This window comes from Nocardia sp. CY15, from assembly GCF_009829295.1.
GTDB lineage: Bacteria > Actinomycetota > Actinomycetes > Mycobacteriales > Mycobacteriaceae > Nocardia > Nocardia sputi.
Genome location: NZ_VUOT01000038.1, coordinates 6,088 through 19,685 on the forward strand (window position 1 = coordinate 6,088; position 13,598 = coordinate 19,685).

The 13,598-nt window shown below is 70.5% G+C and carries 1 protein-coding gene (running past one end of the window); it reads left to right on the top strand.

Going from position 1 to position 13,598, the window contains the following annotated elements:
- A protein-coding gene (locus tag GVY39_RS29075) for a type I polyketide synthase (protein WP_159930109.1) crosses the window boundary here: on the top strand, window positions 1-13,598 show its 5' portion. The gene runs 8,206 nt beyond the window's last position; only the first 13,598 of its 21,804 coding nucleotides appear in the window; the start codon lies at window positions 1-3; its stop codon lies beyond the right edge, outside the window.

The following is a 13,598-nucleotide window of genomic DNA, read 5'->3' on the forward strand; positions in this document are numbered from 1 at the left end:
ATGTCGGAAGATGGGTATGACCTACGGGTCTTGCTGACGCGGGCACTCCGCCGAATTCAGGAGTTGGAGGCACGGCCGCAGCGTGAGCCGATCGCCATTGTCGGGATCGGTTGTCGCTTGCCTGGCGGCGCGGAAACCCCGCAGCAGTACTGGGAACTGCTGTCCTCAGGCCGCGACGCGATCGTCGAGGCGCCGGAAAACCGTTGGACGGTAACGGATTCGGCGCCTCGGCAAGCGCGGCGACGGGCCGGAATGCTCGCCGGTCCGATCGATGCCATGGACGCGGAGTTCCTCGGCATCGCGCCACGCGAAGCGGCCTCGATGGATCCGCAACAGCGACTGGCGCTCGAAGTCGCTTGGGAGGCCATGGAAGACGCCGCACTGGCGCCGGACGGCCCGGACGCGGCGCGCACGGGGGTTTTCCTCGGCGTCAGCTGGCAGGAATACCAGCGCACGATCACGCCGGACTGGGTGAGTTCGGTGGACGCGCACACGCTCACCGGGACGATGTCGAGCATCGTGGCCGGGCGGGTGTCCTACGTGCTGGGGTTGCGCGGCCCCGCGGTGACGATCGATACGGCGTGTTCGTCGTCGCTGGTGGCCGTGCACCAGGCGTGCCGCAGCCTGCGCGCGGGGGAGTGCGACGTGGCGCTGGCTGGGGGAGTGAATCTGCTGCAATCCGAACTCACCTCGGAGGCGCTGGCCCGAATGGGCGCGCTTTCGCCGGACGGGCACTGCCGGCCCTTCGACGCGCGGGCGAACGGTTATGTGCGCGGTGAGGGCGCGGGTGTCGTCGTTCTGAAGACGCTTTCGCGGGCCATCGCCGACGGCGACGTCATCAGGGCCGTGGTCCGGGGGTCGAGTGTGAACCACGACGGTCGGTCCATGGGGTTGACCGCGCCGAACCCGACGGCGCAGCGCGAGTTGCTACGCGACGCGCTGACCGACGCCGGGTGCACCGCCGACCAGGTCGGTTATGTCGAAACGCACGGCACCGGAACACCGCTGGGCGATCCGATCGAGATCGAGGCGTTGTCCCAGGTACTCGGCGCGCCGCGGGCGGACGGGTCGGTGTGCCTGCTGGGTTCGGTCAAGTCGCAGATCGGGCACCTCGAGGCGGCAGCGGGCATTGCCGGGCTGATCAAGGTGGTGCTGCAGCTCGAGCACGAAAGAATCCCACGCCAGCACGATTTCGCCACAATGAACCCCAAGATCGCGCTCGACGGTACGGCGCTGGTGGTGCCCACCCACGAGACCGCGTGGCCACGCACCGAGCGGCCGCGGCTGGCGGGAGTGAGTTCGTTCGGCTTCGCGGGCACCAACGCGCACGTGGTGCTGGAGCAAGCACCAGAACCGGAGCCGCGCCTGAATTCCGAAAGCGCTGCGCTGCTTGTTCTTTCGGCGCGCACCTCGTCCGCGCTCGATGCGCTGTCCCGCCGGTACGCAGAGCACCTGGACCGGCACGAGGTGCCGCTCGCCGACGTCGCCGCCACCGCGGCGCTGGGACGCACGCATTTCGCGCACCGGCGCGCGGTCGTTGCGCGAACGGTCGAGGAGGCTGCGCGCGAACTCGCGACCCCTTCGAGTCGGTCGACCGACCCGGTGTCCGGGAAGCCGCGCGTCGCGATGCTGTTCACCGGGCAAGGCGCCCAGTACGCGGGGATGGGTGCGGCGCTCGACCGCGAATATCCGGCGTTCCGCGCGGCGCTCGATCGATGTGACGAGCTACTGGGGCCGCTGCCCGGCGGGATTCGCTTGCGGTCGCTGCTGTTCGATGCGGACGAGCAGTTGCTGACCCGCACCGAATACGCGCAACCGGCCCTGTTCGCGATCGAATGGGCGTGCGCCGAACTGTGGTCGGCGTTCGGTATTCGCCCTGATGTGGTGCTGGGACACAGTCTCGGTGAGCTGGTTGCGGCGACCGTCGCAGGGGTGTTCGACCTTGCCGCGGGGCTGCGTCTGGCCGCCGAGCGCGGCCGGTTGATGCAGGCGGTGACGCAACGCGGGGCGATGGCGGCGGTCTTCGCCGCGCCCGCGCAGTTCGAAGCGCTGCTGGATGAACTCGCGGCGGGTGTGTCGGTGGCTGCGGTCAACAGTCCTGGACAGTTCGTCGTTTCCGGAGCGGCGGACGGGGTGGACCGGGTGATGCGGGCAGCCGAGGAACGCGGAATTCGCGTTGTGCGACTGCCCGGCGCGACCGCCTTCCACTCGCCCTTGCTGGACCCGATGCTGGACGACTTCGGGGCCGCGGTGGCCGAGTTGGTGCCGAGCCCGCGGGTGGCGGCGGTTCCGCTGGTGTCGAACGTGACCGGCGCGCGGATCGAAAGCCCGATGGATGGCGCGTATTGGCGCGCGCACGCCCGTGGCACCGTCCGTTTCGCGGAGGGTGTTCGTTCGGTCGCCGAATTCGGTGTGGACGCCTATGTGGAGGTGGGACCGCAGCCGGTACTGCTGGAGTTCGGACGGCACACTGCCCCCGACGCGTTGTGGGTGCCGAGTATGCGCCGGACATCCGCCGACGACGAGGTGCTGTTGACCGGTCTGGGCGACCTGTACTGCGCGGGCGCGGAGATCGAATGGACGGCGGTGGTGCCCCGTGACGCGCGGCGGCGCAACGGCCTGCCCACCTACCCTTTCGAACGACAGCGGCTCTTCGTGCCGATCGCGGGCGCGCCGCCGAACATCGACTACCTTGCCGAGCATCGTTTCCGGGGTCGCGCGGTGGTCCCGGCGGCGGAACTCGCGCTGCGGGCGTTGCGTGCGGCCGGAGGCACCGGCCACGAACTGATCGACTTCGTCGCCGCTCGGCCGGTGCCGCTGGAGGAATTGGCCGAGCCGCTCGTATCCGACGCGGGAGACCGCACCGAAGTTCGTTTCCAAGTCGGCAACGGCGGCGTCACCGCGGTGTCCGCGGCCGTTCGAGCCGCCTCGGATCGGCCGCGCGATGCGAGCGAGCTGTCCTCGGCACGGCTCGCGTCGTCCACCGACGGAGACGTGGACGAGTTCTACCGACGATGCGCGGACGGCCGGTTGACGTTCGGTCCACGGTTCCGCTGGATCACACGACTTCGGCTCGGTGCGGACAGCGTGCTCGCCGAACTCACGCGTCCGGCGGAACTGGCCGACGAACCGGACGCCTGGCTGCCGTGTCTGCTCGACGCCGCGGTACAAACCGGCCTGGCCCTGGTGTCCGGGGAAGGTCACGTGGACCGATTGCCGGTTGGCATAGGCCGTCTGCGGCTGTCCGGCGCGGACGCGGGGGCGACGGCGTGGGCGTTGGCGCAGCGCACCGGCCGCACAGTTCGCATCACCGTCTTCGATACCGCCGACGAGATGGTCTGCGATATCGAAGACGTATGGTTCGCCGAGTCCGGCACTGCCGGGCGATCGCAGGATCGGGATCGTATGTCCGGCCTCATTCACCGTCCGACTTGGGAGTCCGCCGCGCCAAATCCGAGCGAGCGGAATCTCGCCGACGCGCTGGTGATCGGCGTCGGCCCGCAGGCGGACCGGCTCGCCGCCGCGTTGCGGTCCGCGGGCACAGACTCTGTGGCGGTGGACCGTACGACCGATCCGGACGTCTGGCCCGACGGCCACGGGGCGGTGATCTACCTCGCGGATGCCGAGGCGGACGACAGCGCCGGCGCGGCGCGGGTGGAGACGCAGTTCGCACTCGGTGTGGTGCGGGCAATGGCTCGGACGGTCGACAGCGGACCGCTGTACCTGGTGACCGTAGGCGCCACCGGAGCGCTGCCCGGGGAACCCGTGCGTCCGGCTGCCGCGACATTGTGGGGACTCGGCGCGGTGGCGCGGACGGAACTGCCCGAGTTGAGCTGCCGGCTGATCGACCTGCCCGTGGGCGCCCGCTGCGACGACCATCGGCTGGTAGACGAAATCCGATCCATTGCAGCGGACTACGCGGTCGCTTTGCGTGGACGTCACCGGTACACGATGCGGATGCAGACCACCGAGGACGTCGAGGCAGTCCCGTGGCTGGATCGCGGTGGAGCGTATCTGGTCACCGGGGGGCGTGGAGCGCTGGGATCGGCAGCCGCGCGGACCCTGGCCGAGGCCGGGGCGGGCACCATCGTGCTGGCCGGTCGCAGCGCGCCCGGCCCGGAGCATGAGCCGCAGCTGGCGGGAATCGCCGCCCTCGGTGCGCGCGTCGAGAATGTGGTGGTCGACGTCGACGACCGGAACGGTCTGTCCGAGTTGATCGCTCGCTTCGGCGGCGAGTTCCCGAGGCTGGCCGGGGTGGTGCATTGCGCTGGTGTGCTGGACGATGCCCTGCTGATCGAGCAGACCTCGGGGCACATCGAGCGGGTATTCGCGGGGAAGGTCTCGGGTGCTTGGCATCTGCACGAGCTGACCGCGGGTAGATCGCTCGACGTGTTCGTGCTGTTCTCGTCGGTCAGCGCTGTGGTGGGCACCGCGGGGCAGGGCAACTACGCCGCGGCGAACGCCTATCTGGATGGCCTGGCCCGCCTGCGCTCGGCTCGAGGGCTGCCCGCGGTGAGCATCGCGTGGGGTCCGTGGGCGGGCACCGGCATGGCCGGGGGCCTGAGTGACGCGGCCCGTCGGGCGTGGGTGCGCCACGGCGTCGCCGAACTGGCCGCCGCCGACGGTGCTCGCGCGCTGCGCTCGCTGGTGTCGGCAGAGGGAGTCGTCGCGGTATTCCCCGCTATCGCGGGTGTTTCGGCGGAACCGGAAACGGTCTCCGAGGTCGACTCGCAGGACATCCAGGACCCCCGCGACCCGGCGGAACTGCTGGAGTTGGTGCGTACGCACGTCATGACGACGCTCGGTCGCACGACGGCCGTATCCGACCGTACCCCCCTGCGTGAACTCGGACTCGATTCCATGATGGCCGTGGAACTGCGCAACGCGCTCGCGGCCGATCTGGGGGTACGCCTGCCCGCGACCTTGCTGTTCGATCATCCGACCGTCGCCGCGGTGTCGGAGGAAATCGCCCGGCTCGGCGCGAAGTCCGCGCGCGAGCGCGACGCCCCGCCCTCGAGGGCGCGCGAGCAGGCCGCGCAGCGACCAATCACGCGCATCTCCGAGCAGCTCACCACCCCGTTGTACCCCACCGAACTCCCGGTTACACCTACTACCCCCAACATGTCTCACCTCACATCGGGCGAAGCCGACTCTGATGCAGGCGTTTACGCCGACGCGATAGCGGTGATCGGCATGGGCTGCCGCTATCCCGGTGGTGTTCGCGGTCCTGCCGACCTGTGGCGCCTGCTCGCCACCGAGACCGACGCGGTGACCGAGGTCCCGGCACAGCGCTGGGATGTGGACGCCGTCTTCGATCCGGATCCGGATGCCGAAGGCAAGACCTACACGCGCTGGGGCGGTTTCGTCGACGGTGTCGAGGAATTCGACGCCGGATTCTTCGACATCTCCGTCGGGGAGGCGCGGATGCTGGATCCCCAGCAGCGGCTACTGCTCGAAACAGCCTGGGAGGCACTCGAGCACGCCGGATATCCGGCGAGCCGCCTGGAAGGCAGCAAGACCGGCGTTTTCGTCGGATTGATGTCCAATGACTATGCCGAGCGGATGGCGCGGGCCGATGTCGCCCCCAATGCCTGGTTCGGCACCGGCAACCTGTCCAGCGTCGCCTCCGGTCGGCTGTCGTATTTCCTCGGCGCGCACGGTCCGAGCCTCACCATCGACACCGCGTGCTCCTCGTCGCTGGTGACGGTGCACACGGCGGTGCGCAGCCTGCGCAGTGGTGAATGCGATCTCGCGCTGGCCGGTGGGGCGACCGTGGTCCTCACACCCTCGCTCGACATCTACTTCGCGCGGGCGCGCGGTCTGGCGGCCGACGGCCGGTGCAAGAGCTTCGACGCGCGCGCCGACGGCGTGGTCTGGAGTGACGGCGCAGGGGTGCTGGTGCTCAAACGACTGGCGGATGCGCAGCGGGACGGCGATCGGGTGCTGGCCCTGGTGCGCGGATCAGCGGTCAATTCCGATGGGCGTAGTCAGGGGTTGAGCGCGCCGAACGGTCCGGCGCAGGAACGGGTCGTCCGCGCCGCGCTCAGGGATGCGGCGGTCGAGGCCGCGGATATCGATTACGTCGAGACGCACGGCACCGGCACGGCACTGGGTGACCCGATCGAGGTTCACGCGCTCGCCTCCGCGCTGGGGGAGAACCGCACGGAGGCCGCGCCGTTGTGGATCGGCTCGGTGAAGTCGAATCTCGGCCACACCCAGGCGGCGGCGGGCATCGCCAACATCATCAAGGTGATCGAGGCCCTGCGGCACGAGCGCATTCCCGCCTCGCTGCATTTCCGTTCGGGCAATCCGCATATCGACTGGGATTCGGTCGCGATCCGCGTGGTCGCGGAGGAGCGTCCGTGGCGGCGTTCACGGCGGCCGCGGCGGGCGGGTGTGAGCGCGTTCGGGATCAGCGGGACGAACGCGCATGTGGTAATCGAAGAGGCGCCGCGGGCGCCCGAGGCCGGTGTCGCCGACGATTCCGGACCGTACCTGCTGGTTTTCTCGGCGAAGACCACCGATGCCCTACGCGAACTGGCGGCACGCTACCGGGATCTCCTGGCCGCCCACCCGGAGACGGCACTGGGGGATTTGTGCGCGTCCGCGGCGGTAGGCCGTACCCATTTCGGCGAGCGGGTGGCGATCGCCTTCGACACCGCCGCACAGCTGCGCGCGGCGCTCGAGGATGTCGCCGCGGGGATCACCGCGAGCGGGTCGGTAGCCGAGATGTCGAGCGGTGCGGTAGAGCTGGCGCGCCGGTATGTCAGCGGTGTCGAGATCGACTGGGTGACGGTGTATTCCGAACGTTCGTGGCGCCATATCGACCTACCGAGCTATCCCTTCCAGCGCAAACGGCACTGGCTGGAACTGACACCACGCCCGGAGGGCACGCACTCGTCGCGCACCCTGCGGCTCACCCCGGAGATGTTCGCCGGGCACCGGCTGCGTGGTGTGCCGACAGTGCCCGCGGCCTGGCTGTGCGCTCAGCTGAACGAAATCGCCGCTGAGCTGCCCGGAGCATGGGACGTCACCCAGCTGCGGCTGATCGCGCCGCTGGAGGTCGCCGCCGAGTCGACGGTGCGGGTGACGCTGGATCCCGGCCCGGACGGGTACGGGGTGCGCTTCGTCCGTCCCGAGGATGCTCAGTCCAGCTATGCGCAGGCGAAACTTTCCGCCGCCGCGACGGCTCCGCCGGAACCGCCCGCGGGTGTGGCGGCCGGCGCGGACGCGGGCAGATGGCCCGCCTATTACGACACTCTGGCCGGGCTGGGCCTCGAGCTGGGCCCTGACTACCGCTGCGCCGTCGAGTTCCGGCGGATCAGCGAGTCCGAAGCCGAGACCGTGTTCCGGTTGCCGGACAAGGCCTCGGCGATGCTCGACCCGATCCTGCTCGATGCCTGCCTGCACAGCATCGTGGTGACCGCCGCCGCGGACGGGATGTTCCTGCCCTCTGGGATGGATCGTGCTCGATTCTTCGGTAGCCGGGCTGTCGCGGATACGACCGTCCTGTGCCGGGTGCGGGTGACCGAACGCGGTGCGCGCGTTGTCGTGGGCGACGCGACACTGCACTCCGCGTCCGGGCGGCTGCTCGCCAGTTTGGAAGGGGTCAGCTTGCTGGCGGCGAAACCCGATGCCGCGCCGAAAGCCGTTGCCGGGACTGATCCCTCCAGGCTCGCGCGCTTGCTGCATCACGTCGAATGGGTTCCCGCGGACAGCGGCGCGCCTGCCCGGGACGAGCCCGTGGGCCGCTGGTTGGTCTTCGGTGACGGGCCGGTCGGTGACGCCGTCGCCGCCGGACTGGCCGCGCGAGGCGCCGCGACCGTGGTCGTTCGCCCTGAGAACGCAGCCTCCACTTTCCCCACCCTGCCTTCGGTGCAGGGCGTCGTCTTCGCCTGGACCACGGTGTCCGCGCAGACCCGCGTCGACGCCGCCCTGCGGTTGGCGCGCGCGGTGGACTCGGCAGCGCACCAGCCTGCCGCGCTGTGGTTGTTGACCGTGAACGCCCAGCGCGTCACCCCAGCCGACCGGCCGGATCCCGATCAGGCTCTGTTGTGGGGCCTCGGCCGCGCAGTGGCCACCGAGCATCCCGAGTTCGGGTGCCGGTTGCTGGACTTGCCGACCGAATTCCTCGAGGACAGCACGATTGTCGAGGGTTTGCTCGGCGTCCGCGCCGCCGGTGAGTTCGCGATCCGCGACGGCCGTTGGCTGACCGCTCGCCTCGCCGCCGGTCCCGCGCCCTCCGATGACTACCGGTTGGTCGCGCACCGCTCCGGCGAATTCGACCGGATGCGATTGGAATCCGGTGCCCGCCGCGCTCCGGCCGCAGGGGAGGTCGAAATCGCGGTCGCCGCCACCGGCCTCAACGCTCCCGACCTGTGGGTTGCCTCGGGCATACATCCGGATGGCGTGCTGCCGCTGGGTGCGGAATGCGCGGGCCGGATCACCGCAGTCGGTGCGGATGTCGAGGGTCTCGCGGTCGGCGACCGTGTCGTCGCTTTGGCGCGTGACAGTTTCGCTCGCTACGTGACGGTCGACCAGGGCACGGTCGCCGTGCTGCCGGATCACCTCGCCTTCGCCGAGGGCGCGACCGTGCCGTACGCCTACACCACCGCATGGCATGCGCTGTTCGACGTCGGCGGCGTGCGAGCCCGGGACCGGGTGCTCGTGCACGCGTCCGCCGACGGCGTCGGCATGGCCGCTGTGCAACTGGCCGTGCACGCCGGCGCCGAGGTGTTCGCGACCGCCGCACTGTGTCGCTGGGCAGGGAAGGAAGGCTTGCCGGTCGCGCGTATCGATACCTGGCGGGAGGACGAGCTGGCCGAACACGTCCGAGCGGCGACCGCGGCGCACGGAATGGACGTCGTCGTGCACACCCTCGGAGACGACTTCGCCGCGCACGCCTCCGAGGTCTTGCACGCGGGCGGTCGACTCGTCGAGGTGGTCGACCCGGTGCAGACCGCAACGGCCCCCCGGAGCGGTCGTGTGGATCACCGGGAGATCGATCCGGCCGCTGTGGACCAGCGACGGCTCGGCGCGATCCTGCGCAGCGTGATGACGCTGTTCGAGCAGCGTGCATTGCGTGCGCTGCCGCACGCGGTGCACGGTATCGAGCGGGCCGCCGAGGCGTTCCGCGCCATGTCGCAGCGGAATCATCCCGGCCGCGTCGTCCTGCTCGGCAAGGACACCCCGGGCGCCGCGCATGGTGACCGGGTGACCGAGGGCACCTACCTGGTGACCGGAGGATTCGGCGGTCTCGGTGCCGCGGCCGCACGGTGGCTGGCCGACCACGGAGCCGGGCACCTGGTGCTGGTCGGCAGACGCGCACCGGACGCGGCGGGGTCGCGGCTGCTGGAGTCGCTGCGCGCCAACGGCGTTCACGTGACGGCGCGCCAGGCGGATGTCAGCGACCGCGCGGCCGTCACGGCACTGCTGCGGGACATCGCGGACTCCGGGTTCCCGCCGCTGCGCGGCGTGGTCCACTGCGCGGGAGTGCTCGACGACGGTGTGGCGACCGAGCAGACCTGGTCGCGGTTCGAGACCGTGCTCGGACCCAAATATCACGCGGCGCGCCACCTCGACGAGCTCACCCGCGACCAGCCGTTGGAACTCTTCCTCACCTATTCGTCTGTGGCGGGCGTGCTGGGCACCCCTGGTCAGGCGAACTACGCGGCGGCCAACGCGGCCTTGGACGCGCTCGCATGGCGGCGTCGTGCCGAGGGACTGCCCGCGCTGAGCATCGCGTGGGGGCCGTTCGCCGACGTGGGTATGGCCGCAGGCCGGGCCGATGTCACCGCGCGGCTCGTGCGGCGCGGTCTACCGCCGCTGTACGAGGACGACGCGGCCGCGGCGCTGACGCATCTCCTTCGACATGACAGCACCACCCCGGGCGTCTTCGAATTCGTGCCGGAGCGGTGGCACGCGAACCGCGCTGGCCACGTCGCGGGAACGACCGCGCCGCTGCGGAGCGAGCCGGAGGCCGAGACAACCCTCGTCGGCCCCGGGCTCCCGGCTCCCCGCGGCGTCCGCGCCTCGGAAACCCGTGGCGCGTCCGACGATGTCGCTGCCTGGGAGGCGCTTGTGCAGCGCGTCGCGATGCGGGTGCTCGATCGGGCGAGCGAACTCGACCCGGATGTGCCGTTCCACGACACCGGAGTCGACTCCTTGACCGGGATGGAATTGCGGGCAGCGCTTGCCGCCGAGATCGGGATGCCGCTGCCCGCCGGACTGGTCTTCGACTACCCGACGGTGCGTGACATCGCACGGTTTCTGCACCGTAAGGGCGCGGCCGCGCCCACCGTGGACGATGCGGCCGGGTGGGGGCGGCTCGCCCATGACGAGCACAGGGCTGTGCCGACAGCGAGCATTTCGGAGTCGATGACGTCGGCGCCGCCCGCATCGCGGATTTCGCAGTCGACGACACAGACATCCCAGATGCCGGAGGCGACTACGCAGACACCGCCGGCGCCCGAGGCGATTACGCCGGAACCAATTGTGCAGCAGAGTGCTTCGGCGTCCATTTCGACAGATGAGAGCGATCGGACCCACCACGACGACGACCCGATCGTCATCGTGGGCATGAGCTGCCGCTTCCCCGGCGGGGTGCGCACGCCGGAGGACTTCTGGGATCTGCTGTGGCAGGGCCGCGACGCGATCACCGAGGTGCCCGCGCAGCGCTGGGACATCGACGCCTACTTCGACCCCGACCCGGCCGCCCTGGGCAAGATGTACACGCGCTGGGGCGGTTTCGTCGACGGCGCGGACGAATTCGATCCCGCCTTCTTCGGCATCGGCGCGTCGGAGGCACGCGCGATGGACCCGCAGCAACGCCTGCTGCTCGAGACCAGCTGGGAGGCGCTGGAGCACTCCGGCCGCGCACCCGGCGGTCTGGCGGGCAGCCGCACCGGGGTGTTCGTCGGACTGTGCTTCAGCGAGTACCCGGCAACGCCGGTCCGGGCCGCCCATCCGACCGCGATCGGCGCCTACTCGGTGATCGGTTCCGCGCCGAGCGTCGCGGCCGGGCGGCTGGCCTACGTGCTGGGGCTGCAAGGCCCGGCGATGACGCTGGACACGGCGTGCTCCTCCTCACTGGTAGCGCTGCAAGCAGCTTGGGACGGCCTGCGCGCAGGCCGTTGCGATCTCGCGCTCGTGGGCGGTGTCAACCTTCAGCTGGCTCCGGAGACCACCATCGGATTCTGCCGTCTGGCCGCGCTGTCGCCCGACGGACGGTCGCGGGCGTTCGACGCCGACGCCAACGGATACGTCCGCGCCGACGGTTGCGGCATGCTGGTGCTGACCCGGCTGTCGGAGGCCCGCCGCAACGGCGATCGGGTGCTGGCCGTCGTTCGTGGCGTCGCGGTGAATCACGACGGGCGATCGAACGGGCTCACCGCGCCCAACGGTCCGGCCCAGCAACGCGTCGTCACCGACGCGCTGGACCGGGCGGGCATGCGGCCGAACGCGGTGGACTACGTCGAGACACACGGCACGGGCACCCCGCTCGGTGACCCGATCGAGGCCACCGCGCTGGCCGAGGTGTACGGCGCGGGACGCACGCAGCCGCTGCTCATCGGGTCGGTCAAGACCAATATCGGGCACACCGAGGGTGCGGCCGGTGTCGCGGGAGTCATCAAGGCCGTGCTCATGTTGCAGCACCGCCGGATACCGCCGAGCCTGCATTTCCACACACCGAACCCGCTGATCGATTGGTCGGCAGCACCGATCGAAGTCGTGCGCGAGGCGCGAGACTGGCCGCGCACCGGGCACGAACCGGCGATCGGGATCAGCTCTTTCGGAATGAGCGGCACCAACGCGCACGTCGTCTTGACGCAGGGAGACCCGGCACCGGCAGCGCGCCCGGAATCACCGACCCCGCAGGTACTCGTACTTTCCGCACGTGACGAAACCGCCCTCACCGACGCAGCGCGACGCTGGGCGGACGAAGCCGACTCCGCACGCGCGTACCTCGGCGATCTGGCCTACACCGCCGCCACCGCGCGCGACCATTTCGAAGAACGGCTCGCGGTGGTCGCCGAGACCGGCGCCGCCGCCGCGCGACACCTGCGGGACCGGTCGCCTGCCCTGCTCCGCGGCCGGGTGGCGCGAACAGCGAGCACGAAGGTGGGGCTGCTGTTCACCGGTCAGGGATCCCAGTACCCCGGTATGGCGCGCGAGCTGTACGACTCCGAACCGGTCTTCCGTGAGTCACTGCGGCACTGCGACGCGGTGCTGGGACCGATCGAGGACGGCGTCGGGCTCCTGGATGCCGTGTACGGCGAGCACGGCGCGGAGCTGCTGCGCCGCACGGTGTTCACCCAGCCCGCGTTGTTCGCCGTCGAATGGGCGCTGTGGGAGCTGTGGCGGAGTTGGGGGATCACCCCGGCGGCGGTGCTCGGGCACAGCGTCGGGGAGTACGTCGCCGCCTGCGCCGCGGGCGCCATGACCATGGAGGACGCTCTTCGGCTCGTCGCCGTGCGCGGCCGGCTCATGCAGCGCCTGCCGGACGGGGGCGGGATGCTGGCGGTCGACGCTTCCGCCGAGCAGATCTCGCCGCTGTTGGCGCGGTATGAACCGGCGGCGTCGATCGCCGGATACAACGGGCCGGCTCAGGTGGTGATCGCCGGGCAGCGAGCCGCGCTCGACCTGCTTCGCGACCGGTTGTCCGCAGACGGCATCCGGACCGCGGCCCTCACCGTGTCGCATGCCTTCCACTGCGCGGCGATGGATCCGATCCTCGACGACCTCGCCGCGGCGGCCGCGCGTGCCACCATGACCGATCCCGCGATTCCGCTGGTCTCGAATGTCACCGGTGCGCCGTTGCGCCCGGGGGAGCTCACCGCGGAGTACTGGGCGCGCCACGCGCGTCTGCCCGTGCAGTTCGCCCAGGGCATGCGCGCCTTGGCCGAGGTGGGGATCGAGGCATTCCTCGAGATCGGTCCGCAGCCGACGTTGTCCGGCCTCGGCGGGCGAGTGCTGGGGGACTCGGTACGGTTCATCGCGTCGCTGCGCCGCGGACGCGGTGATCGCGAGACTATGATGACGGCGCTCGGCCACCTCTATGTCGGTGGCCTGCCGGTGAACTGGGAACGAGTTCACCGGCCGCACGACCACCGGCGGGTCCTCGCGCCCACGTATCCGTTCCAGCGGCAGCACTATTGGATCGAATCCCGCTCCGCGCTTCCGGCACCGAGCAGCGCTGCCGCAGGGCACCGGGATCTCCCGGCGCACACCGGGGTGTTCCCGGGGCCGAGCGCCACACCGACGCGAGACGACGCAGCGATCACCCCGCTCGGCGACGCCCTGTGTACGACCTCGAGCGTCGCTACCGTAGAGCATTCGTTATCCCCGATGGGCGCTCCGAGTCCGGACTCCACGCCTACCGTTGCGGCGCGATCCGATCACGCGCTTCCCAGTTCAGGCATCACGCCCGCAGACCACCCCGGCGGCGCGGCTTCCACGCCGGACGCGAGCCTTCCCGCCCGACCCGGGCACGCGCTGCCGGGTTCCAGCACGGCTTCCCTCGGGCAGACGAGCCGCCCGATGCGAGCCGCCGACACCGCGATTCCGGCCGCCGTTCCCCAGGAACAAGCAGCGCCCAC